Below are 22,192 nucleotides of genomic sequence, written 5' to 3'. Positions count from 1 at the left end.
TCGACGGGACCGATGGGTTGGGACGAAAACGGGGCCGTTTTGCGGGTGGGGTCGTCGAGGGCGTCGACGGATTGGGACGCTGTGGGTGGGTTCGTCGACGGGGCCGATGGAACGGCCCGGAAACAGGCTGATTCGCGGATGGGTTCGTCGAGGGCGTCGACGGATTGGGATGCTGTGGGTGGGTTCGTCGACGGGGCCGATGGAACGGCCCGGAAACGGGCTGATTCGCGGATGGGTTCGTCGATTGCACCGACGGTTCGGGACGGAGACGGGCCATTTTGTGGGTGGTTTCGTCGAGGGTGTCGACGGGTCGGGACGCTGTGGGTCGGTTCGTCGACGGGGCCGATGAAACGGGGCGCCTCGGGCGGCCCCGAGAGCGTCGCCGGCGTAACTTTGGGCGGCTTTTCGGCTGGTAAGGTAGGTGCCGAAGGAAATCCACGGTATTCTTGAACGTAGAAACCAACCGAAGAGAAGGTTGCGCTGGGCAAGGAGGTCCCTGATGGTGAACGACAACACGATTCTGGTGGGCGTCGACGGATCGCACGCGAGCTACAAGGCGACGTGGTGGGCCGCCAACTACGCGAAGCACGTCGGGCTGAGCCTGCAGATCGTGTGCGCGTATTCGCTGCCGAGCTACGCCGCCGTCTCCTTCGACGCGACGTACACGGCGATGGGGGACGACAACGCCGCGCACAACGACGCGCAGGAGATCCTGTCGAAGGCAAAGGCGATCGCCGACGAGCAGGGCGTCGACGCGCAGACGCTCATCGTGACCGGCGACCCGTCGTCGGTCTTCGTCGAGCTGTCGCGCAACTACAACCTCATCGTCATCGGCAACCGCGGCAAGGGAGGCCTCGCCGAACGCCTGCTCGGCACGACGAGCTCGAGCCTGCCGGCATACGCGTACTGCCCGATCGTCGTCGTCCCGTACACCGACGACAAGGGCAACCTGATGCATCTCAACAACGTCATCACGAAGGTCGCCGTCGGCTCCGACGACACGAAGTGGGGCATCCGCGCGCTCGAGCTCGCCGCGCAGTTCGCGCATTCGTGGGGCGCGCAGCTCGACGTGATCACCGTCGTGCCGTCGAACACGAACCTCGCCGACGACGAGGTTCGTGGCAAGTTCGAGGACGAGCTCGACACACGGCTCAAGCCGATCCTCGCGGAGTACCCGGGACTCAACGTGCGCAAGAACATCGTCGCCGGCAACGCCGTCGAGACGCTGACGAAGGCGAGCCGCGACCATGACGTCGTCGTCGTCGGCTCGTGCGGCCGCGGCGGCTTCACCGGCCTGCTGTTCAATTCGACGAGCCAGGGCCTGCTGCAGCATTCAGTGTCCCCGGTGCTCGTCGTGCCGCGCAAGTTCGTCGAGGCCGAGGCGCAGCGCGCCGAGAAGGAAGGCGAGCCGACCGCCACCGTCACGCTCGACGAACTCGTCACCGAAGTGCCTGTCGACCGCGCCGACGAGGACGTCGAACGCCAGATCGAGATCAAGATCGATCCGAAGGCCGCCGACTATCTCGGCGACGGGAACGACGACTGACCGATTCCCTCTCGCACGAGAGCAACAGGGCGGCCGCCGCACCTCGCGGGTGCGGCGGCCGCCCTGTTGTCCGAATTGCCGCGGACGACGTCGCGTCGTCCGCGTGTGCGCTCAGCGGCGCACTTCGATGTCCATGCGCACCGGCGTCTCCTGCTCGTAGGTGTGCATGACGGTGCAGCCCTTCTCGATGTGCGCCTTGACGCGCTTCTTGAGCTTGTCGACGTCCTCCTCGCTCAGCGAGGCGTCGGTCGCGTCGATCATGACCTGCTCGTTGAAATTGATGTAGGAGTCGTTGTCGGCGTCGTAGGTGCCGTCGACGACGACCTTCGCGCCGTGTCCCTCGCCGAGCGCATGCTCGATCGCGAACTCGCTCGACAGCGCCGCGCAGCCGGCGAGCGCGATCTTCATCAGGTCGCCCGGCGAGAACTGGCCGCGGTCATGACCGAACTTGATGTGGGCGCCGTCGTCGCTGAACGCGTCCCACGAACCGTCCTTGTTCTTCTCGACCCACAGTCGCTTGCTCATATGCCCTCTTTTCCGTTTCCGCGGATGTTTCCGCTGGTCTTGGTCAAGCACATTCTAGGCGCGTCCATGCCCCGCCGTGTCGCCACGCCGGCGCATTCCGCATCCCATTTGGTCTCACGGCGGTGTTATACGGCCTCGGTCAGCTGCTGCGGTTACGATAGCCAACCATGCCATTGACTCATCAAGATCTTCAGCGAATCCGAGAACAGGACGTGCCGTCGCGTCCGCACACCGACATCCCGATGCCGTACGAGGATCTGCTGCGCAAGATCCTGATGGAGGGTAACCTCAAGAACGACCGCACCGGCACCGGCACGATCTCCCTGTTCGGCCAGCAGATGCGCTTCGATCTGGCGAAGGGCTTCCCGTTGCTGACGACGAAGCGCGTGTTCTTCAAGGGCATCGCCTACGAGCTGCTGTGGTTCCTCAAGGGGTCGGGCAACGTGCGCTGGCTGCAGGAGCACAACGTGCACATCTGGGACGAGTGGGCCGACGAGAACGGCGACCTCGGCCCGGTCTACGGCGTGCAGTGGCGCAGCTGGCCGGCGCCGACGCCCGAGGACCCGAACCGCACGATCGACCAGATCTCGAACGTGCTCAACCTGATCCGCAACGACCCCTACTCGCGTCGCATGGTCGTCAGCGCGTGGAATCCGGCCGAGGTCGAGCATATGGCGCTGCCGCCGTGCCATGCGCTGTTTCAGTTCTACGTCGCCGACGGCCGTCTCAGCTGCCAGCTGTACCAGCGTTCGTGCGACATGTTCCTCGGCGTCCCGTTCAACATCGCGAGCTATTCGCTGCTGACGATGATGATGGCGCAGCAGACGGGGCTCGAGCCCGGCGAGTTCGTCTGGACCGGCGGCGACTGCCATATCTACGACAACCACGTCGATCAGGTGCTCGAGCAGCTGTCGCGCGAGCCGTACCCGTATCCGCGTCTCGAGATCCGCAAGGCCGATTCGCTGTTCGACTACGACTACGACGATTTCACGATCGTCGACTACCGATACCATCCGACGATCAAGGCGCCGATCGCCGTCTGAGCGTCCGCGCCGCCGCAGGGCCGAGCGTCGCCGGGATTGCATAGACTGGTGACCCGGTTACTTACGTTCAAGGAGACGAAATGGAGCATGACAGTAGCCGCAGTGGCTATCACGAACCCGTGCCCGGTCTTGCCGGGCCTACCGAGGATGAGTTCGAGGACGACTGGGGCGACGACTACGCCAAGACCTTCTCGATCAACCTGATTTGGGCGCAGGCGAACGACAAGGACGGTCGTTCGGGCGCCATCGGATTCGAAGGGACGATGCCGTGGCGTCTTCCCGAGGATCTCCGCCGTTTCAAGGCGCTCACCGTCTCGCATCCCGTCATCATGGGGCGCAAGACCTGGGAGGCGCTCAACCCGAAGTTCCGTCCGCTGCCGAACCGCGACAACATCGTGCTCACGCATGACCGCGGATTCCGCGCGCCGGGCGCGACCGTCGTGTGCGACGTCGAGGAGGCGCTCGATCTGGCTCGTCAGGAGGCGATTCCCGATGACGGACTCGACCGCAGCGAGATCTGGGTCATCGGCGGCGCGCAGCTCTTCGAGCAGATGCTGCCGATCGCATCGAAGATCTATCTGACGCAGATCGACGCCGACGTGGACGCGGACACCTACGCCCCCGACGTGGACAAGGCGCTGCGTTCCGGGGACTGGCACGTCGTCGAACGCACCGACTGGACGCGTCCGGAGCATGCCGACGGAACCATTCGCGGATACCGCTACCTGACGCTCGAGAATCGGCGTGCGAACGAGGAAACACCGACCGAATGAAATGACCGCGGCCGCCGATGCGGCCCATGTGAGGGATGAACGTGAAGAGGAAAGAGACGAAGCCATACACCGTCATGACCGTGTGCACCGGCAATATCTGCCGTTCGCCGATGGGGGAGATCATCCTCCGTCATGAGTTCGCCAAGCGCGGCCTCGCCGACCGCGTCCGCGTCGAATCGAGCGGCGTCAGCGACGAGGAATACGGCAACCCGATCGACCGCCGCGCCGTCAAGGTGCTCAGGGAGCACGGCTACGAGATCCCGGCGCAGCATTTCGCGCACCGCATCACGCGCCAGGAGATCGAGGACACCGACCTGTTCCTGCCGATGACCGCCTCCCATATGAACGCGCTGATGCACATGCTGCCACTGAGCAAGCGCAGCGAGGTGCACATGTACCGCAGCTTCGATCCGTCGCTGCCCGACCCGCAGCCGGGACACGAGGGCGAGATCGACCTCGTCGACCCGTGGTACGGCGGCATGCACGAGTTCGAGACGGCGATCGACCAGATCGAGGAGGTCGCGCCGTACATCGCCGACTACGTCGGGCAGCAGCTCGACAACGGGCAGCGCTGAGCTGCCCTCCGCCGGCATACCAAGACGACGACAGGGGCGACGCACGAGGATTCGTGCGTCGCCCCTGTCGTATCCGTGCCGTGTCCGTCCGTCCCGACGACGAGGCCGGAACGGACGGGGGTGCGATCAGACGTCCTGCTGCTTCCAGGTCTCGACGTCGATGTGGTGCTCCGGATTCGCCTGCCATGCGTTCCACGCGGACTCGACGATGTCGTCGACGTCGTAGCGCGCATGCCAGCCCATCTCCTCGTTGATGCGCTTCGGGGAGCCGATCAACTGCGGCGGGTCGCCGGCGCGGCGAGCCATGACGGTCTCCTTGAACGGCAGGCCGGTGACCTTCTTCACCTCGTCGACGATCTGGCGCACCGACGTGCCCTCGCCGGTGCCGACGTTGAAGACGTCGTACTTGCGTTCGTCGCGGTCGAGGTACTTGAGCGCGGCGAGATGCGCGTCGGCGAGGTCGGAGACGTGGATGTAGTCGCGGATGCAGGTGCCGTCCGGCGTCGGATAGTCGTCGCCGAAGATCGCCGGCGCCTTGCCCTGCTTGAGACGGTCGAACAGCATCGGGATGAGGTTGAGGATCGCCGGATCCTCGAGCTCGACGGGGCCGCAGCCGGCCACGTTGAAGTAGCGCAGGCCGCAGAAGCGGATGCCGTAGGGCTGCTCGCAGGCGCGCGCCATCCACTCGCCGAAGAGCTTCGTCTGGCCGTAGGGGTTGATCGGGATCATCGGTTCGACGTCCTCGGGCACGACGTCGACCGGTGGCTCGCCGTAGGTGGCGGCCGAGGAGGAGAAGACGAGCTTCTTGACGCCCGCCTCCTTCATGCCCTCGAGCACATTGAGCATGCCGTTGATGTTCTGCTGGTAGTACCACAGCGGCTTCTCGACCGATTCGCCGACCTGCTTGCGCGCGGCGAAGTGGATGACGGCGTCGATGTCCTCGGCCTTCATGATCTCGGCGAGGCGCTCGCCGGCGCCCGGGGCGGCGATGTCCATGCCGTAGAGACGGGCGCCGCCGATGCGGGTCGGCTTGCCGTAGCTGAGGTCGTCGACGACGACGACCTCCTCTCCGGCCTCGTGCAGCGCATGGACGACGTGCGCGCCGATATAGCCGCAGCCGCCAGTGACAAGAACAGTCATGTTGAGCCTTCCTTTGACGGGTCGAACATCACGATGCTGGTATCTTTTTTGCCGCAATGTTCGTTTATGTTCGATTACAGTGTATCACCCGAACACTATCGCACAAAACTGGCGACGTCGGTGTGTTGCGCCGCGACGTTGCCGCATATGCGTCGCCGATCGACGCGGCGCGGCGCGCGGCCGTTCCCAGTCTATGACGCGGCCTGACGTCGCCGATCGCGGTTTCGCGGCGCGCGGGCGGGGCGATACAGGTCGCCGCATACACTGTGGGGTATGGCTCAGCAGAACATCGATGGCATCGACAACGCGGCCGCCGGCGACGCGCCGGACGCCGCCAATCTGCTCCACGGCAGGAAGGTGCTCTCCTTCGTGCGCCGCTCGGCGCGCCTCGACGCGCGGCTGCAGCGCGCGATGGACAACCATGCGGCCCGCTACGTCCTCGACGACATCGCCGAGGAGAGCAGGCTCGATCCCGCGGAGGGCTTCCGCTTCGACGCCGACTACATCCGCGGGCATTGGGACGCCGACGCGCCGCTCACCGTCGAGATCGGCAGCGGGCAGGGCGAGAATGTCGTCGCCGCGGCCGCCGCGCATCCCGAACGCAACTTCCTCGCGCTCGAGGTCTACGATCCGGGCGTCGCGCACACGGTGCTGCTCGCCGCCAAGCACGACCTGGACAATCTGCGGATCGCGCAGATCAACGCGCCGGAGCTGTTCGCCGTCGCCGAGCCCGGCGTCGTCGACGAGGTGTGGACCTTCTTCCCCGACCCGTGGCCGAAGATGCGGCACCATAAGCGCAGGATCGTGCAGCCCGAGCTCGCCGCGCACGTGCACGACGCGCTCGGCGGGGGCGGCGTGTGGCGCATCGCGACCGACATCGAGGACTACGCGCTGCATGTGCACGAGGTCATGGACGCGCGCGACGACTTCGAGAACGTCGGCGCCCTGATGGTGAGCCTGCCGACCGAGCACGTCGGCAAGGGCAACGCGCAGGAGGCGGCGGCGTTGCCGCACGCCGACTTCGTCGAATCGGAGCGCTTCGACGGCCGCGTGCTGACGAACTTCGAACGCAAGGGTCTCGACGCCGGCCGCGTCATCCACGACTTCGCATACCGCAGGGTCTGAGCGGCCGCGGAGGCCGTCGTGCATGGGCGGCCGCGCCGGCGTCGTGCGACGGCCGCCCATACCGTGTTTTCCGTCGTCGCATGACGTGTCTGCGACTGCCGCGCGTCGCGTCGTCGGTTGTCGCGCGCCGCGTTTCCGGCTGTCGTACGATGCGACACGCCGATGCTTGCGCGATATCGCGATTCGTGTATTATCAATTGAGTTGTCGAAAGCCCCCTTCGTCTAACGGTTAGGACACCAGACTTTCAATCTGACAACGAGAGTTCGACTCTCTCAGGGGGTACCAACAGGAAGCCTTGGAATTGCGACGATTCCAAGGCTTCTTTCGTTCTCGGTAATGACGCAGTAACGACCCGGTGCCAACCTGGTACCGACCTCCGGCACGATCGCGTGGTCGCGGGCATCGTCGCAATACGGTCGCGGATATGGGCGTCGTCCGGCCTACGCTTCGGGCGTGCCGGTGTGACGGGGCGTCGGGATGCGCCTAGGATGGGCAGTGGCCAACGGGATCCTCATTCGGGTCCGGAGTCGTCAAGGGACGGAAGGTGGACGCCATGCGGCGCTGTACACGTTGCGGCAGCGAACTCAACGAACAGGCGAAGGTGTGCCCGGTGTGCGGCACGCCCGTCGACGAGGAGCGCGCGCATCTGCGACGCATGGTCATCGTCATGCTCGTCGCGGCGATCGTCGTCGCGGCGCTGCTCGTGCTCCGCTCGCGGCAGCTGAGCGGCGGCGCCGACAATCTTACGGCGGCCGCGTCGGCCATCGGGACCGCCGCCGCGATGCGGCCGCTGCAGTAGTCGGCAGGGCGATCGCGGACGTCGTCGCGCACGGAATCGAGGATGTCCGCGCGACGTCGGAGACTGCACGCAGAAGGCCGCGGATCCCTGTCCGGATCCGTCCGTCGGTCGACGCCGGCCAACAGGTCGTAACACAGGCGCATGATACGCTTTGCGTTATGGGAAAGTGCAAAACGCTGACCGTCAACGGGACCCCGTATGACGTGCTCCGGCTGCTTGGCAAAGGCAATGGCGGCTATTCGTTCCTCGTGCGCTCGCAGACGCATCCGCCGGTGCTCTACGTGCTCAAGCAGATCCACTACGGGCCGTACGACTACTACCAGTACGCCGACAAGATGCAGGCCGAGATCCGCGACTACCGCAAGCTGCGCGAACTGGGCGTCAAGCTGCCGGCGATGCTCGACATCGACCTCGACCACGACCGCATCCTCAAGGAGTACGTCGACGGGCCCACGATCTACGAGCTCGTCCTCGCCGACCAGATGCAGGACGACTATCTCGAGCAGATCCGCCGGCTCGCCAAGCGGCTGGCCGCGAAGCGTCTCAACATCAACTACTTCCCGACGAACTTCGTCGTCGAGGACGGCGTCGTCCACTACATCGACTTCGAATGCAAGCCCTACAAGGACACGTGGGACTTCGAGAACTGGGGAGTGAAGTACTGGTCGAAGACGCCGGAGTTCCTCGCCTACGTCGCCGAACACACGCAGCGTGACCCGCAGGGCGCGGGCGCCGAAGGCTGACGCCGCTCAGCGCCAGGCGAAGGGCTCATGCGGCCCCGCGCCGACCTCGAAGAAGTACTGCGCGATGCCCAAATCGGTTTTCGTGTACGGGCCGATGCCCGGATCGGCGGCGACGGTGCGCCCGTCGGCCTCGAGCCGGAACATGAAACGCTGCTGATTGAGCGCGCTCGGCGCGAGCAGCGCCGCCTCGACGCCACGTTCGAACCACGTCGGCACCGCGATGCCCCCCGCGACCGAGGCGACCTGCCCGTAGGTCTTCGAGCGTGACGGCCTGCCATGCGTCACGCCATGGCCGACGGCGATCGCGAAGCGCACCTTGCCGTCGGCGCCGATGCCGGCATGCCTCGCCGCCTGATGCTTGCTGAACGACAGCCCGACCCAGCAGGTGTCGAGCCCGAGCTGCACGGCATGCAGCAGCACCTGCGCCCCGTAGTAGCCGCATCGCCGCTCCCAGTCCTTCGTCTGGTCGGCGGCGATCGCCACATAGTTGCGCACGTTACGGAACACGCCGTAATGCAGCAGCGCGTTGCCGAAGGCGTCCGGCTCGTCGGCGACGAGCCTCATCTCGAGTCCGCCCTCGGCGTTGAGCCGCACGATCTGCGCGCGCAGATCGTCGCACGTCCCTGCGTCGATCGGCTCGTCGGTATACGCACGCACCGCGTGCCTCCTGTGCATGGCTTCGAGAAGATCCAACGATCGTCCTTTCCACTTCCGCGTCGCCCGTGCGTCGCCAAAGGCCGATGCACGGCTCCCATCCCTGTATCCGCTCGCGCGCGGCGGGCGCGGGCATCCTTTCGTATTATCTGCCGCGCCGCGCGCGGGGTCGCCGGCGTTCCACCTACGGTGAACGGAAGCGGGGGCGCCGGCATCGCCGTCCCACACGTCGGCCGGCCTTGGGAACGCTGCCGTTCCAACGATTGCGGCAACCGCCGAAGTCGGCGCGCGGACGGGCGGAAACGTGGCCGTAATACGGCGTTTCACGTCGCGAAACGCGGATGCTGCGATGCTGGGGGAGCCAAAGGACGTGGCGCACGCCGACGTCCACGACGATCTGCGACGCGCGTCATGCGCGGCGCGAGAGCCCGACAGGGCGGAAACGGAGGCGCACGGGCGGACGAAGGCTTTCCCTTTTTTGCGAAGAACATACTCGGGGGCGCCGCGGCACGACGACGATCGTGCCGCGGCGCCCCCGTCGTCGTGCCAAGTCGGCTACAGTGGAACCATCAGCGGCGCCGACGAAGGAGGACGGATGCGCCTGTCCGCATTGAAGATCCGCAACCACAGCCGTGTGGTCGACCTCGACGTCGAAGTGCGCGACCATCTCGTCCTCGTCGGCACGAACGAATCCGGCAAATCGTCGATCCTGCGCTGCATCGACCTGCTGCTCGGCGCGCCGCGCGCACGGCTCTACGCGACGCTCACCGCCGCCGACGTGCGCGATCCGGCGCGGCCCTTCGTCGTCGAGGTGACGCTCACCGGCGCCGAGCGCGCCGTCTTCCCGGACATGAACGCGGCGGGCGCCGTGCGGCTGCGCCTCGACGTGCATGTCGGCGCCGACGGCGAGACGCTCGACATCCATCGGCGCGTCGTGACGGGTGACGGCGGCGCCGAGCTGACGGCCGCGCAGCTCGCCGCGATCGGATGGACGATGATGCCCGATGACGCCGACCTGCACGCCGGCGACATGCCGATGCTGCGCCGCCTGTTCGCGACGCTCGATCTCGGCGACGAGCGCCGCGCGCTCGTCCAGGCCGAACATGCGGCCGACGGTGCGCTGCGGCGCTCCGGGACGCTGCGGACGCTGCGCGAGCGCATCGCCGGTCAGCTGACGGCCGCACTGCCGGGATGCTACCGCGGCGACGACCTCGTGTTCGTCGCCACCGCGCGCGAGGACGACCCCTTCGATCGTGTGCGCCTGCAGCTGCGCGGCCCCAACGGCCAGCGCGACCTCGGCGCGCAATCGGGAGGCCTGCGCGCAGTCTTCGTCGTCGCCCTCTTCGACCTGCTCGACGACGACGCCGGCGTCATCGGCATCGACGAACCCGAGACGCATCTGCACCCGACGAGCCAACGCAACCTCGCGCGGCTGCTCGCGCGCGGCCCGAGCCAGAAGATCATCGCGACGCACGCGCCCGACATCATCGGCGAATTCGAACCCGACGAGATCGTCGTCGTGCGCACCGACGACGTCGTGCAGCCGCAGCGCGACTTCCTCGACGACGACGACAAGCTGCTGCTGCGCATGTGGGTGCGCGACCGCCTCGAGCCGCTCACCGCCGAGCATGTCGTCGTCGTCGAGGGTATCACCGACCGCGTGCTGCTCGAACACTGCGCCGACGTGACCGGCCGCAACCTCGACACCTACGGCGTCGTCGTCCTCGAGGCTGGCGGCTGCCGCGAGATGCCGGCATGGCGGCACGTCTTCGGCGAGCACGGCTTCCGGGTTCCGCTCACGCAGCTCATCGACGCCGACGCGGCCGACGCGATCGCGCACGACTACGGCGTGCGCGTCGGCGACCTGCCGGCGCAGCACGTGTGGGTGTCGTATCCCGACCTCGAAGGCGAATACGTGCGCGCGCTCGGCGCAAACGCAGCCTTCGACGCGCTCGCGCGCGGCGGCTTCCGACGCGGCGAACTCGAGGAGATGCGCCGCAGACGCCGCGACGGCACGCTGAAGGACGCCGATGTGGCGCGCTTCTGCCGGATGCGGGCGAACAAGACGCGCGCCGTGCTCGCCGTCATGCCGGCGATCGACGCCGCCGTCGCGCGACGCATCGCGAGCGTGCAGCGGCTGCTCAACGACGTCGTGCGGACGACGGGCGGCGCGACGGGCCGGCCGTGCGAAACACCGCGTGAAACCGATAGGGGGACCATATGAACGAAGCGAGAACGCTGGACGTGACAAGACCGCGCGCCGTCGTCTACACCGACTTCGACGGCGTGCTCAACGCCTTCGCCGGCGCTGACGCCGTGCGTGCGAGCGGCGACGGCGTCACGTTCCGCCTCGACGGCGAGGCCGCCGTGCCGGCCGACGGCGTCGCTTACCCGGTGCATTGGTCGCGTGAGCTCGCCGCGGACATGGCCTCCCTCGCGCACGACGGCACGATCGAACTCGTCTGGCTGTCGACATGGCAGCCGTACACGGCCGCGCTCAACGCGACGCTCGGTTGGGATGGCCGCGACGTGCGCACCGCGCAATGGTACGACCCGATCACCTACACCGGCATGCGCGGCGGCAAGCTGCGCACCGTCGTGCGCAGGATCGGGATCGAGGACGAGTCGATGACGCCGCTGCCGATCATATGGATCGACGACGAGGAATGCACGGTGCGGGCGAAGCAGGTCATCGAATCGGCGGGTCCGCTGTTCCCGGTGTTCGCCGTGCGCCCCGACTCGCGCATCGGCATCTCGAAACGCCAATGGCGGCTCATCCGCAAGTTCGTCGACGACCCGATGGCGTTCCCGACGGTTACGCTCGACGTCGAACCCAGCGTGACCGAACGCGAGGGGCATCTGGGTCTGTGAGCCTTCGGTGAACGTCGTGCGCCCATCGGCGATGCGAGGTTGACCGCCGGTGGCGCGTTCCTATAATTGGTGGCAACACGCCGGTAATCGAAGGCAGCACGTCGTGTGCCATGCCGGCGGCATGATTGTGATTGAAGGTGGTGATCGCGATGGCACGGCTGTACCGTTCCAGCTACAGCAAACGATGCGGCAAACGGCGCTATCCCACCCGTGACGAGGCGCTGCTCGCGCTCGCATCCTGCAGGGGATCGGCCAACGACGGTCGCGGGGAGTGCCGCGCCTATCCGTGCCCGCAATGCTCGGGCTGGCATCTGACGAGCATCGCGAACGCCGAAGGGCTCACGCACCGGCACGCCGACCTGTGCCGCATCGGACAGACGGCGCAGAGGGTGGGGCTGCGCGTCTGCGCGCCGATGTCATGGAACGCCAAGGAACGCTCGTTGTTCGTCTCGGCGACGCTGCACGCGCTCGACGGCAGCGGACTGCCGGTGCGCGCATGGGAGGAGACGTGGCTGTGGCGGGCGCTGCGCAACCGCGTCGAACAGGCCGAACGTCTCGTCTACGACGGCGTCTTCAAGCATGTACGGCCATTGGCGCAGACGATGGCGCGCGCACGCCGTCTCAACGCCGACGACTGGGCGACGCCGCGGCAGACGCTGCCGCTCGCGCGCGGCTTCGGCGAGGAATGCAACGCCTGGGATTCGCCGGCGCGGCTGTGGATCGTCGCCGCCGCGAGCGTGTGAGCGGACGGGCATGCGGCACGGGCAACGCAGGCGCGGCCATCGGCGCGCGCGGATCGGATATGCGGCGGTTGCGGCGGCGCTCGTCTGCGCATTGACGTTCCCGGCCGCCGGATGCGGCTCATCGGACGGTCCGTCGCCGCAGCCGTCGGAGACGCCGGGCACATCCGCCGCCGCGCCGTCGCCGACGACGGACGCCGGCAAGGATTCCGGCGACGACGAGCATGCCGGCGGGGACATGCTGTTCAACGGCCCCGACCACTGGGACGGCGCCGTGGACACGTCGTGCCCGGCGGACAAGGACGTGCGGATCATCATCGTGCGCGGCACGCTCGAACCTGTCGGCAACAATTCATTGCACGAACTCGCGCGGATGATCGACGAGGCCATCGGCGGACGCGCGGCGATCGACGAGCTCGACTATCCGGCGTCATGGCGCAACGGCAGCGGGGCGCGCGGCGTCAACATGCTCGTCAAGACGCTCAACACGCAGGCCCGTACCTGCCCCGGCGTCAAGACGGTGCTGCTCGGCTACTCGCAGGGCGCGATGGTCGTCGGCGACGCGCTGAGCGACCCGCAGGCGCGCTTCAACAAGGACGACGGGCAGCGGCTGAGCGAACATGCGCTCGCGGACATCGCCGCCGTCGAACTGTTCGGCGACCCGCGCTTCGACGGCTCCGCCGACTACGGCGCCGGCAGCTACGACCGCGCGACCGACGGCATCCTCGGCGCGCGCGGCAAGGACGACCTGCGCGCGGTGCAGGGGAGGATCGTCAGCTACTGCAACGCCGACGACTTCGCATGCCAGCTCGGCGGCCACGGCGACGCGCACGGCCTGTACCGGTCGAACGGCAGCTTCGACGAAGGCGCGCAGTACGCGGCGGCGAGAATCCGCACGGCGCTCGGCGAATGACGCCGGCCGGATACTACGATGGAACCACGCATCCGATTCAATCCGGAAACACGGGAGCAACACGGGAGAGGGGAACACGATGCGATACTGCACACGATGCGGCCGGCCGCTCAAACCGGGAGCCATGTTCTGCACGAACTGCGGCGCGCCGGCGGCATCCGGAACGCCGAACGACGCGCCGGGGACTGCGGTTCCGCCGGCGCCGGGCGCTCCGACGGTCGTAGGCGCCGCGGGCGCTGCGACAGTCGCAACGGTGGCCGATCGCGCGCGCCGCAGGCTCATCATCATGATCGTGGCCGCCGTGGCCGTCATCGCGGTGGTCGCCGCCGGCATCGTCACGAAGGGGTTCGGCGCATGGAGCGAGCGGCAGATCCCGCAGTTCGAAGCCTCGGCGAAGGCCGACGACGTCGCCGCCAAGCTCGAGGGCAGCGGCATCCATGTGAAGCGGACGAAGGCGTACGGCGCCGCCAAAAAGGGCGACTACCTGCGGCTCGACGGCCATACGCCGGGCGAACGCATCGACCGCGACGAGACGGTGACGGTCGTCGAATCGCTCGGACCGGGCGTGCCGAAGGGCACCGTCGGACTGGACGAGGACAAGGCCATCGACCGGGTACGCGACATGGGCGTCCGGGTCGTGACCGTCGAGGTGCCGTCCGAGCAGGACGGCAAGGTCATCGCGACGATGCCGCAGGAGGACCATCCGGTCGTCGGCAAGGGCGGCGACCGGCAGATCGCGCTCGCCGTCGGCAGCGGCTCGACGAAGGGCATCCCGTTTGAGATCGCCGGCATGGACAAGGACAAGGCGAAGCAGCGGCTCGAATCGAAGGGCTACGACGTCACGTTGACGCCGATGATGGCCGACAAGGCGATGACCGGCAAGATCGCCGACGCCGACCCGGGCATCGGCGCGACGAGCGACGAGACGGACGTGACGCTGTACTACGGCGCGACGCCGGACGAGGTCAAGCAGGCGATGCTCGTCGACCACGACGAATCCGCCGGCAACGAATTCCACTCCTACGACGATCTGCGCATCCTGCTCGGCGACTGGTGCACCGACGGCGGCGACTGCATCACGCTCGTCGAGGACCAGCAGAACGGCCCCGCCGTCGACTACGTGCGCAGCGTGCAGATCCAGGGCAGGACCGACGCGCAGTTCGGTCTGGGCGCCTGCCCGTTCTCGCAGGGCGTCGGCATGTGCGATCCGATCAATACTCAGTATTCGCAGAGCATGATGCATTCGTTGATCGCCGGCGACAGCGGAGCCTTCGAGATCTACGACTCCTTCGCGTACGCGCCATGGTGCGGTACCCGGCAGATGGGTGGCGCAGGGTCGTGGTGCGACCACGGCACGCCGACGTCCGAGTACCCCGACGGGGATTTCACCAGCAGCGGCCTCGAATACCGGATGGGCGACTTCCTCGTCGTCGTGCCGGCCGGCGCCGACATCAAGAAACTCGAAACCGACGGATACTTCGTGCGGGCGAAGGACGGCGACGTGAAGGAGCCGGACGCGACGCGGCCGTATCTGCTGATCCGCGACCCGTCGCTCTACGACGAGACGACGGCGAGCGCCGACGGCACCCATCCACGCAATCCCTTCGTCTATGATTCGGCGACGGAGAACAAGAAGCTCGTGCCCTTCGCGCCGGCGCCGAGCGAGCAGGTCGCCTATTACAAGGTGCAGCCGGACTCGACGTGGTTGGACTACGACAACAACGAGACGATGGTGTGCCAGGACGGCGGCTGCCCGCCGAAGACGAAGTAGGACCCCCGATGGCGCCGTCATGCCGGCGGCGCCATCAGCATCGACGACAACGGCAACGAACCATCAGAGAGGGAAACGATGGACCATACGATCATCTGTCCGCACTGCCACACGCAGTTCGCGATCGACGAGGACGACTACGCCGACATCCTGCAGCAGGTGCGCGGCGCCGCGATTGACGAGGAGGTCGACAAGCGCAGCACGCTCATCAGGCAGCAGGCCGACGCGGAACTCAAGCAGGCGCGCAGCGAGGCGCAGGCCGAACTCGACCAGATGCGCACGAAGCACGAGGCCGAAACGGACGCGCTCAAGGCGCAGCTCACCGCCCGGATCGAGCATATGAAACTCGAGAAGGACGGTCAGATCAAGGAACTCAAGGCGCAGCTCGAGTCGGCGCAGCGCGAATCGACGGCCGAACGCGACGCCGCGCTCGAACAGCTGCGCGGCGAGCACACGCGTCAGGAGGCGGACGACAAGGCGACGATCGCCGCGCTCAAGGAACGCATCGAACGCGACGCGCAGCAGGCCAAGGACGACAAGGAGGCGGCACTCGAGCAGTCGAGGATCAAGCATCAGGCCGAAACGGACGCGCTCAAGGCGCAGCTCGAGGCGGCACGCCAGCAGGAGGACGCTCGCCGCGACGCCGCAATGCTCAAGGCGACGTCGGATTACGAGGCGCGCATCGCCGCGCTCAACGCGAAGATCGAACAGGCCGACGTGCACAAGCAGCTCGAGGTGCGCGAGGCGGTCGCCGAAGCCGAGAAGGAACGCGACGACCTCAGGCATTCGCTCGAGCAGGAGCAGTACAAGCGCGAGCTCGACAAGCAGTCGATCACCGACAAGTACGAGTCGCAGCTGCGGATGAGCGAGGAACAGCACCGCAAGGAGCTCGCACTGCGCGACGACGAGATCGAACGGCTCAAGGACTTCAAGACGCGGCAGTCGACGAAGATGGTCGGCGAATCGCTCGAACAGCACTGCATGAACGAGTTCAACAAGGTGCGCATGGGCCTGTTCCCGGGTGCGTACTTCGACAAGGACAACGACGCACGCACCGGCAGCAAGGGCGACTTCATCTTCCGTGACTACGACGAGGACGGCGACGAGTACATCTCGATCATGTTCGAGATGAAGAACGAGATGGAGTCGACCGAGAAGAAGCACAAGAACGCGGACTTCTTCAAGGAGCTCGACAAGGACAGGAAGGAGAAGGGCTGCGAATACGCGGTGCTCGTCAGCATGCTCGAGGCGGACAGCGAGCTCTACAACGCCGGCATCGTCGACGTCTCGTACGAGTGCGACAAGATGTACGTCATCCGCCCGCAGTTCTTCATTCCGTTGATCACGCTGCTGCGCAACGCGGCGCGCAAATCGGTGGACCTGCGCCGCGAGGTCGAGCAGATGCGCCGGCAGAACGTCGACGTGACCGGATTCGAGGACAAGCTCAACGACTTCCGCGACCGCTTCGGCAAGAACTTCGATCTGGCGGCGCGGCACTACCAGGAGGCGATCAAGCGCATCGACAACGCGATTCGGGAGCTGCAGAAGACGCGCGACGAACTCGCCGGCTCGGAACGCCAGCTCGAACTGGCGAACAACAAGGCGCAGGACCTGACGATCCGCAAGCTCACCTGGGGCAACCCGACGATGCGCGAGAAGTTCGCCGACGCGCGCGAGGCGAAGGCGGCGAACGAGGGGCGCGGACGGCACGTGCGCATCACGGACGAGGTCGAGGCGCAGGTCGTCGACGACGCCGCCGACGACGCGGACGTCGGGTGACGCCCCGCGGCGGCCGGCGATGACGGCAGGGGCCGGAACGACGGATCATGTCGCTCCGGCCCCTGCCGCATGGGTCGCTGCCGCGTTGCGCTCAGCGGCGCAGCGCATCGTGCGCGCGGCCGAAGGCGTCCTGCGCGTCGTCGCGCATGTCGCGCACATGCGTCGAGATCGTCTTGACGGCCTTGCGCACGTCCTCGTTCTCGGAGACGAGCTCCGGCACGCGCTTCACGTTGCGTCTGAGCTCCTCGAAGTCGCGACGCAGCTCATGCGCCTCGCGATGCTCGCGATTGCGCGCGACGAGCCAGCAGATCGCGCCGATGAGCAGCACGCCGCAGACGATGCCGCAGATGACGGCGGCGATGTTCACGTTGTGCTTCGAGGCGTCGACGTCCGCCTCGTCGGGATTGTCGTCCGGATCATGCAGCTCGTCGAGCTCGGTGTCGCTCAGCTCGTCGGGATACTTCGTCGGATCGACTGCCGTGGTCTTGTTCGCCATGATTGCCTCTTCCTTTCATTCGTCGGTACGGCTCACGATGTCCGCTGCTTCCACGGTACGAGTCGCACGGCGCGAGCGGGGGCGAGTATTCTCACGGCTGCACCGAATAATCCGCGCCGCCGATCCGCACGGGGTCCACACCGATGCCTACCCAGTGGAGCGGGCGTCGCGTTCGGCGGTCGGATTCGCTAGAGTGGGTCGCATGAACGAAGACTATTCTCAGCACAACGACGCCCCGCAGCCGATGGACTACGCGCAGCAGGGCGGCTATGACAACGCCGCGGCGCCGCAGAACGGCTACGCCGCAGGACAGGAATCGTACGGCGCCCCGCAGCCGGCGTACGGCGAGCAGCAGCAGCCGGCCTATCAGGCGCCGCAGCCGCTGCCGCAGGGCTTCTACGGCGCGCCGGGCGGCGCCTACACGGGGCCGTCCACGCCGTATCCGGGCGCGCCGCAGTACTATGCGGGCGGCGAGACCGATCCGGGCGCACGCTGGAGCGCGCTGTGCATCATCGGCTTCATCCTCTCGTTCCTGATGCCGATCGCGGGCCTCATCATCTCGATCATCGCGCTCGTGCGCATCAGGCGCACCGGCGAGAAGAGCCGCGGCATGGCGATCGCCGGCACGATCATCGGCGCCGTCCTCACCGTGCTGTCGATCGTGGGCATCGCGATCCTCGTGTGGGCCGTCAACGCGATGGACGTCAAGGTCGTCGAGAACGGCGACGATCTGCAGGTGTGCATCAACAACGAATGCACGTCGACGGACTACGACTACTACGACGACTTCCCGCACGGCGACGAGACCGCGTTCGAGAACGACGACATGGCCTCGCGCCTGCCGGACGCCACGGCTTCGAAGATCGTCTACGAACTCGCGATGTGAGTCCCGCGATCCACGGCGTGAGCCTTGCGATATCGGGCGACACGCCGTGAGTTGCGCTCTGGTGTCATTTCGGTAATATATACATCTGTTGTCGCGGTGAGCTTCTCACTGCGAAGAACACGGCCCCGTAGCTCAGTTGGTTAGAGCGCCGCCCTGTCACGGCGGAGGTCACCGGTTCAAGTCCGGCCGGGGTCGCTTGGTCAGAGAGAGGGTTTCCTCTTCATGATTCAAGGCCGCGTAGCTCAGTTGGTTAGAGCGCCGCCCTGTCACGGCGGAGGTCGCCGGTTCAAGTCCGGTCGTGGTCGCGAAATCTACAGGACTTCGGTCCGGTAGAGTTCATGGCTCTGTAGCTCAGTTGGTAGAGCGAACGACTGAAAATCGTTAGGTCAGCGGATCGACGCCGCTCGGAGCCACCACTGGAGAACCCCTCCGCATCGATGATGCGGAGGGGTTCTCGCATTGTATGCGGATGCGACGTTCGGCCGCTCCAGCGGGGGCGACCGCATGGGGTGCGGTTCGCGTCAATGGAGTTCGCTGCCGCACCCCGTGGCGAACGTGTCGGGTGCGGTTCATGTCGGGGGTGTTCGCGGAGGCGGTGTCTGGCGAACGTGTCGGGTGCGGTTCATGTCGGGGGTGTTCGCAAACTGCCGCATGACTGCGCGCGTACGCGGATGGCCTGCGATCCGGGGAGGCGGACCGCGGGCCATCGGTCATGTGCGCGGGGAGGGAAAGGAGGGAAAGAGGTCAGATCGTCAGCGCGACGTGGACCTCCTTCGTGCCCGGGTCGGCGATCGGCACGACGTTGCCCGTGACGGCCTTGCCATCGACGGTGAGCGACGGCGCGCCGGTGCGCGTCACGTCGATGATGTAGCGCGTGCCGCGCCATGCGCGCTCGATGTGCAGCTCGGTGAAGTCGGCGGGCATGTGCGGGTCGAGCAGCAGGCCGTCGAAGGTCGGACGCACGCCGAGCAGGTACTGCGAGACGTCGACGAAGGTCCATGCGGCGGTGCCGGTCAGCCACGAGTTCTTGCCCTCGCCGGGGGCGTGCGATTCCGGTCCTGCGACCATCTGGCAGTAGACGTAGGGCTCGGTACGGTGGATCTGCGAGAACTCCTCGGTGTACGCCGGGCAGGTGCGCGTGTAGACGGCGAAGGCCTCGTCGTCGTTGCCGATGAGCGCGTTCGCGATCGAGATCCACGGGTTGTTGTGGCAGAAGATGCCGCCGTTCTCCTTGTAGCCGCGCGGATACGAGGAGATCTCGCCGAGCTCGATGCGGTAGGTCGAATAGGCGGGCGCGAGGATCGCCGTGCCCCAGCGGCAGGTGAGCAGCTTCTTCGTCGAGGCGAGCGCCTGCGCGGCGCGGCCGTCGTCGACGCCGATGCCCGCCATCACGCACATGCCCTGCGGTTCGATGTAGATGCGTCCTTCGGTGTCCTCGCTCGTGCCGACCGGATTGCCGTTCGCGTCGTAGGCGCGGCGGAACCATGCGCCATCCCAGCCGGCGTCGAGCGTCGCCTCGCGCACCTGCGCTATCGCTTCGCGCATGTCGGCGACCTCGGCGCGCACGGCGTCGCCGTCCATGCCGCAGGCCTCGCCGAAGCGTTCGAGGATCTGCGCGTACTGCTCGCCGTAGAGCACGAACATGCCGGCGATGAACACCGATTCGGCGATGCCGGTGTCGTTGTTCTTGACGGTCTGGAAGCTTTCGCCCGGCGTCGACGAGAAACAGTTGAGGTTGAGACAGTCGTTCCAGTCGGCGCGGCCGATGAGCGGCAGTCCGTGCGGGCCGCGGTGCGTCATCGTGAAGCGCACGGAGCGGCGCAGATGCTCGAGCAGCGGCTGTTCGGAGCCCTCCTTGTTGTCGAACTGCGCCGGCGTGCGCAGGATCGAGTCGTCGCCGGTCTCGTTGAGGTAGGCGAAGACGGATGCGACGAGCCACAGCGGGTCGTCGTTGAAGCCGCCGCCGATGTCGGCGTTGCCCTGCTTCGTCAGCGGCTGGTACTGGTGCCATGCCGAGCCGTCGGGAAGCTGCGTCGAGGCGATGTCGATGATGCGTCCCCTGGCGCGTTCGGGGATCATATGCACGAAGCCGAGCAGGTCCTGGTTCGAGTCGCGGAAGCCCATGCCGCGTCCCATGCCGGATTCGTAGTACGAGGCGGAGCGCGACAGGTTGAACGTGACCATGCACTGGTACTGGTTCCAGATGTTGACCATGCGGTCGAGCTTCTCGTCGCCGGTCCTCACCTGGAATCCGTCGAGCAGCGACGCCCAGTATCCGTTGAGCTCGTCGAGCGCGGCGTCGACCTTCTCGACGGTGTCGAAGCGCGCGAAGAGCGCGTGCGCCGGGCGCTTGTTGATGATGCCGACCTTCGCCGGATCGTCCGGATCCTCCCATTTCTCGTCGTCGGCGACCTCGATGTAGCCGAGCATGAACACGAGCGACGCGCTCTGCCCGGGCATGAGACGCACGCGCACGCGCGGCGCGGCGATCGGCGACCATCCGTAGGCGACCGAGTCGTGGGCACGTCCTTCGGCGATGACCTGCGGCGAGTCCCATCCGTTGAATTTGCCGAGGAATTCGTCGCGCACCGTGTCGTAGCCGACCGTCGGCTCGTTCACCGAGTAGAACGCGTAGTGGTTGCGGCGCTCCTTGAACTCGGTCTTGTGGTAGATCAGCGTCGCCTCGTCGCTCTGTTCGATCTCGACCTCGCCGGTCGACAGGTTGCGCTGGAAGTTGCTCGCGTCGTCGACGGCGTTCCACAGGCACCATTCGACGCATGCGGTCGCGTCGACGATTTTTTCGGCGTCGGTCGTGTTCGTCAACGTGAGCTTGTTGATCTCGGCCGGTGTGTGCAGCGGGACGAAGGCGGTCAGTTCGGAGTCGATGCCGGCGTAGGAGGCTCGGAAGACGCTGTAGCCCATGCCGTGGCGGCATTCGTAGGAGTCGAGCGGCGTCTTGAGCGGCAGGAAGGTCGGCGACCAGCTGGCGGCCGGCCTGAGCGCGGCGTCGGCGGCCGGCTCGGCGCCGTCGTCCGGCTCCATCAGCGTCAGGTAGAAGCTGCGCGCGCCCTCGTCGGCGGGGACGCCGTTGTAGCGGTAGCGCGTGATGCGGCGCAGCTTCGCGTCCTTGTAGAACGAGTAGCCGCCGGCCGTGTTCGAGATGAGGGAGAAGAAGTCCTCGTTGCCGAGGTAGTTGATCCAGGGGAGCGGCGTCGCCGGGGTTTCGATCACGTATTCCCTGCGTGCGTCGTCGAAGTGGCCGTATTTCACCGTGTCCGGTCCTTTCTGCCGTGCGTGCGCGTCATGGGGAGGGCGACGGCGACGCTGCCGACGTTGTCAACTCGACGATCGAGTTGGTTCATTGATGAAACTATATATAGTACGACGGTAAAACAAAATCGCGGCAGGACGTCGGTGTGTCGCGCGGCGGCGTATCAAATCCGTGACGGCGCATCGTTCCGCGGTGGCGCGTCGCACGCCGACTGCGCCCGAACGCACGACGCCCCGCCGCGGAACGAGAACCGCAGGCGGGGCGTCGTGCTGAATGATGGGGGGACGGCGACGGTCGCGGGATGTCAGTCCCTCGTGCCGGCGTCGTGGTCGGCGGAGGCGTCGGCGCCCCTGTCGCTCGTCGCGACGGGGATCGCCGGTCCGTTGGCCGCCACGGCCTGCTCGGCCGCGTCGACCGCGTCGCGCTCGGCTTCGGCGGCGCCGTCGCGCATGTCCTCGGCCGCGGCCGCCGGTGTCTCCGCCGTCAGTCCGTCGGTCGCCTCGACCTCGTCGTCGAGAAGAAGGTCGCCGGTGACCTCGTC

19 protein-coding genes, 4 tRNA genes and 1 pseudogene are annotated in these 22,192 nt (G+C 66.8%); 19 read left to right on the top strand and 5 right to left on the bottom strand.

Annotated features, from left to right (window positions below):
- Nucleotides 1-499: 499 nt before the first annotated feature.
- Nucleotides 500-1,546: a universal stress protein gene (locus BCHO_RS01085; RefSeq protein ID WP_029675453.1), complete on the top strand. Its 1,047-nt coding sequence runs from the start codon at nt 500-502 to the stop codon at nt 1,544-1,546.
- Nucleotides 1,547-1,657: 111 nt separating this feature from the next.
- On the opposite strand, the gene BCHO_RS01080 is transcribed toward BCHO_RS01085, so the two are convergent.
- Nucleotides 1,658-2,071, bottom strand: coding sequence for an OsmC family protein (locus BCHO_RS01080; protein WP_024540907.1), 414 nt, complete (start codon nt 2,069-2,071; stop codon nt 1,658-1,660).
- A gap of 242 nt (nt 2,072-2,313) precedes the next feature.
- Between BCHO_RS01080 and BCHO_RS01075 the strand changes: the two genes are divergently transcribed.
- From BCHO_RS01075 to BCHO_RS01065, 3 genes are all read left to right on the top strand, one after another.
- Nucleotides 2,314-3,114, top strand: a complete 801-nt coding sequence (locus tag BCHO_RS01075) for a thymidylate synthase (protein WP_193345748.1) — start codon at nt 2,314-2,316, stop codon at nt 3,112-3,114.
- A gap of 80 nt (nt 3,115-3,194) precedes the next feature.
- A complete protein-coding gene (locus BCHO_RS01070; RefSeq protein WP_024540905.1) occupies nt 3,195-3,887 on the top strand; it encodes a dihydrofolate reductase in 693 nt (230 codons plus the stop codon).
- A 74-nt stretch (nt 3,888-3,961) separates the two neighbouring features.
- Complete coding sequence (locus BCHO_RS01065; RefSeq protein ID WP_232513909.1) at nt 3,962-4,462, top strand: low molecular weight protein-tyrosine-phosphatase; 501 nt, start codon at nt 3,962-3,964, stop codon at nt 4,460-4,462.
- A 126-nt stretch (nt 4,463-4,588) separates the two neighbouring features.
- On the opposite strand, the gene galE is transcribed toward BCHO_RS01065, so the two are convergent.
- Complete coding sequence (galE, locus tag BCHO_RS01060; RefSeq protein WP_024540904.1) at nt 4,589-5,602, bottom strand: UDP-glucose 4-epimerase GalE; 1,014 nt, start codon at nt 5,600-5,602, stop codon at nt 4,589-4,591.
- 273 nt (nt 5,603-5,875) lie between these two features.
- Here galE and trmB point away from each other — a divergent pair, with 273 nt between their 5' ends.
- The 4 genes from trmB (at nt 5,876) to BCHO_RS01040 (ending at nt 8,270) form a co-directional block, all read left to right on the top strand.
- Nucleotides 5,876-6,727, top strand: coding sequence for a tRNA (guanosine(46)-N7)-methyltransferase TrmB (gene trmB / locus BCHO_RS01055; protein ID WP_024540903.1), 852 nt, complete (start codon nt 5,876-5,878; stop codon nt 6,725-6,727).
- Nucleotides 6,728-6,938: 211 nt separating this feature from the next.
- A tRNA-Glu gene (locus tag BCHO_RS01050) sits at nt 6,939-7,013 on the top strand.
- Between the two features lie 268 nt (nt 7,014-7,281).
- The gene (locus BCHO_RS01045) at nt 7,282-7,527 is read left to right on the top strand and encodes a zinc-ribbon domain-containing protein (protein ID WP_024540902.1); all 246 of its coding nucleotides are present in this window, start codon (nt 7,282-7,284) and stop codon (nt 7,525-7,527) included.
- Nucleotides 7,528-7,685: 158 nt separating this feature from the next.
- Nucleotides 7,686-8,270, top strand: coding sequence for a BUD32 family EKC/KEOPS complex subunit (locus BCHO_RS01040; protein ID WP_024540901.1), 585 nt, complete (start codon nt 7,686-7,688; stop codon nt 8,268-8,270).
- A 6-nt stretch (nt 8,271-8,276) separates the two neighbouring features.
- Here the strand turns inward: BCHO_RS01040 and BCHO_RS01035 are convergent, their stop codons facing one another.
- Nucleotides 8,277-9,152, bottom strand: coding sequence for a nitroreductase family protein (locus BCHO_RS01035; protein ID WP_272944776.1), 876 nt, complete (start codon nt 9,150-9,152; stop codon nt 8,277-8,279).
- Between the two features lie 367 nt (nt 9,153-9,519).
- On the opposite strand from BCHO_RS01035, the gene BCHO_RS01030 reads away from it, so the two are divergent.
- From BCHO_RS01030 to BCHO_RS01005, 7 genes and pseudogenes are all read left to right on the top strand, one after another.
- A complete protein-coding gene (locus tag BCHO_RS01030) occupies nt 9,520-11,148 on the top strand; it encodes an ATP-dependent nuclease (protein WP_024540899.1) in 1,629 nt (542 codons plus the stop codon).
- Nucleotides 11,145-11,795, top strand: a complete 651-nt coding sequence (locus BCHO_RS01025) for a hypothetical protein (protein WP_033491272.1) — start codon at nt 11,145-11,147, stop codon at nt 11,793-11,795. Before BCHO_RS01030 ends, BCHO_RS01025 begins: the two co-directional genes overlap by 4 nt.
- 149 nt (nt 11,796-11,944) lie before the next feature.
- Nucleotides 11,945-12,538 (top strand): hypothetical protein, encoded by a 594-nt coding sequence (locus tag BCHO_RS09350; RefSeq protein ID WP_160271590.1) that lies wholly within the window; start codon nt 11,945-11,947, stop codon nt 12,536-12,538.
- 10 nt (nt 12,539-12,548) lie between these two features.
- Complete coding sequence (locus BCHO_RS08685) at nt 12,549-13,448, top strand: cutinase family protein (RefSeq protein WP_051354870.1); 900 nt, start codon at nt 12,549-12,551, stop codon at nt 13,446-13,448.
- 79 nt (nt 13,449-13,527) lie between these two features.
- Nucleotides 13,528-13,593: pseudogene (locus tag BCHO_RS09715) on the top strand (zinc-ribbon domain-containing protein); the annotation flags it as partial.
- A gap of 108 nt (nt 13,594-13,701) precedes the next feature.
- Nucleotides 13,702-15,219: a PASTA domain-containing protein gene (locus tag BCHO_RS01010; protein WP_029675448.1), complete on the top strand. Its 1,518-nt coding sequence runs from the start codon at nt 13,702-13,704 to the stop codon at nt 15,217-15,219.
- 78 nt (nt 15,220-15,297) lie between these two features.
- Nucleotides 15,298-16,998: a DUF2130 domain-containing protein gene (locus BCHO_RS01005; RefSeq protein ID WP_024540896.1), complete on the top strand. Its 1,701-nt coding sequence runs from the start codon at nt 15,298-15,300 to the stop codon at nt 16,996-16,998.
- 91 nt (nt 16,999-17,089) lie between these two features.
- Here BCHO_RS01005 and BCHO_RS09345 read toward each other — a convergent pair whose 3' ends face one another.
- Entirely contained in the window at nt 17,090-17,494 is a 405-nt protein-coding gene (locus BCHO_RS09345; RefSeq protein WP_024540895.1) for a hypothetical protein, read from the bottom strand.
- A gap of 202 nt (nt 17,495-17,696) precedes the next feature.
- On the opposite strand from BCHO_RS09345, the gene BCHO_RS09340 reads away from it, so the two are divergent.
- The 4 genes from BCHO_RS09340 (at nt 17,697) to BCHO_RS00980 (ending at nt 18,796) form a co-directional block, all read left to right on the top strand.
- Nucleotides 17,697-18,380 (top strand): DUF4190 domain-containing protein, encoded by a 684-nt coding sequence (locus BCHO_RS09340; protein WP_157775114.1) that lies wholly within the window; start codon nt 17,697-17,699, stop codon nt 18,378-18,380.
- Between the two features lie 121 nt (nt 18,381-18,501).
- A tRNA-Asp gene (locus BCHO_RS00990) sits at nt 18,502-18,575 on the top strand.
- Between the two features lie 36 nt (nt 18,576-18,611).
- Nucleotides 18,612-18,685: transfer RNA gene (locus tag BCHO_RS00985), tRNA-Asp, on the top strand.
- Between the two features lie 35 nt (nt 18,686-18,720).
- Nucleotides 18,721-18,796: transfer RNA gene (locus BCHO_RS00980), tRNA-Phe, on the top strand.
- A gap of 328 nt (nt 18,797-19,124) precedes the next feature.
- Here the strand turns inward: BCHO_RS00980 and BCHO_RS00975 are convergent.
- Entirely contained in the window at nt 19,125-21,650 is a 2,526-nt protein-coding gene (locus tag BCHO_RS00975; protein ID WP_024540343.1) for a glycoside hydrolase family 94 protein, read from the bottom strand.
- Nucleotides 21,651-22,192: the final 542 nt, after the last annotated feature.

The organism is Bifidobacterium choerinum (genome assembly GCF_000741135.1).
Classification (GTDB): Bacteria; Actinomycetota; Actinomycetes; order Actinomycetales; family Bifidobacteriaceae; genus Bifidobacterium; species Bifidobacterium choerinum.
The sequence above is the reverse complement of the archived record's forward strand: the minus strand, read 5'-3'. Positions and strand labels throughout refer to the sequence as shown.

What these genes read in the sequence shown, in the direction of transcription:
- BCHO_RS01030 (WP_024540899.1), top strand. Translation starts at nt 9,520, where the DNA reads ATGCGCCTGTCCGCATTGAAGATCCGCAACCACAGCCGTGTGGTCGAC.
- BCHO_RS01080 (WP_024540907.1), bottom strand. Translation starts at nt 2,071, where the DNA reads ATGAGCAAGCGACTGTGGGTCGAGAAGAACAAGGACGGTTCGTGGGAC.
- BCHO_RS01040 (WP_024540901.1), top strand. Translation starts at nt 7,686, where the DNA reads ATGGGAAAGTGCAAAACGCTGACCGTCAACGGGACCCCGTATGACGTG.
- BCHO_RS01025 (WP_033491272.1), top strand. Translation starts at nt 11,145, where the DNA reads ATGAACGAAGCGAGAACGCTGGACGTGACAAGACCGCGCGCCGTCGTC.
- BCHO_RS01070 (WP_024540905.1), top strand. Translation starts at nt 3,195, where the DNA reads ATGGAGCATGACAGTAGCCGCAGTGGCTATCACGAACCCGTGCCCGGT.
- BCHO_RS01075 (WP_193345748.1), top strand. Translation starts at nt 2,314, where the DNA reads ATGCCGTACGAGGATCTGCTGCGCAAGATCCTGATGGAGGGTAACCTC.
- BCHO_RS08685 (WP_051354870.1), top strand. Translation starts at nt 12,549, where the DNA reads ATGCGGCACGGGCAACGCAGGCGCGGCCATCGGCGCGCGCGGATCGGA.
- BCHO_RS09340 (WP_157775114.1), top strand. Translation starts at nt 17,697, where the DNA reads ATGAACGAAGACTATTCTCAGCACAACGACGCCCCGCAGCCGATGGAC.
- BCHO_RS09350 (WP_160271590.1), top strand. Translation starts at nt 11,945, where the DNA reads ATGGCACGGCTGTACCGTTCCAGCTACAGCAAACGATGCGGCAAACGG.
- BCHO_RS01045 (WP_024540902.1), top strand. Translation starts at nt 7,282, where the DNA reads ATGCGGCGCTGTACACGTTGCGGCAGCGAACTCAACGAACAGGCGAAG.
- BCHO_RS01065 (WP_232513909.1), top strand. Translation starts at nt 3,962, where the DNA reads ATGACCGTGTGCACCGGCAATATCTGCCGTTCGCCGATGGGGGAGATC.
- BCHO_RS01005 (WP_024540896.1), top strand. Translation starts at nt 15,298, where the DNA reads ATGGACCATACGATCATCTGTCCGCACTGCCACACGCAGTTCGCGATC.
- trmB (WP_024540903.1), top strand. Translation starts at nt 5,876, where the DNA reads ATGGCTCAGCAGAACATCGATGGCATCGACAACGCGGCCGCCGGCGAC.
- BCHO_RS01085 (WP_029675453.1), top strand. Translation starts at nt 500, where the DNA reads ATGGTGAACGACAACACGATTCTGGTGGGCGTCGACGGATCGCACGCG.
- BCHO_RS09345 (WP_024540895.1), bottom strand. Translation starts at nt 17,494, where the DNA reads ATGGCGAACAAGACCACGGCAGTCGATCCGACGAAGTATCCCGACGAG.
- galE (WP_024540904.1), bottom strand. Translation starts at nt 5,602, where the DNA reads ATGACTGTTCTTGTCACTGGCGGCTGCGGCTATATCGGCGCGCACGTC.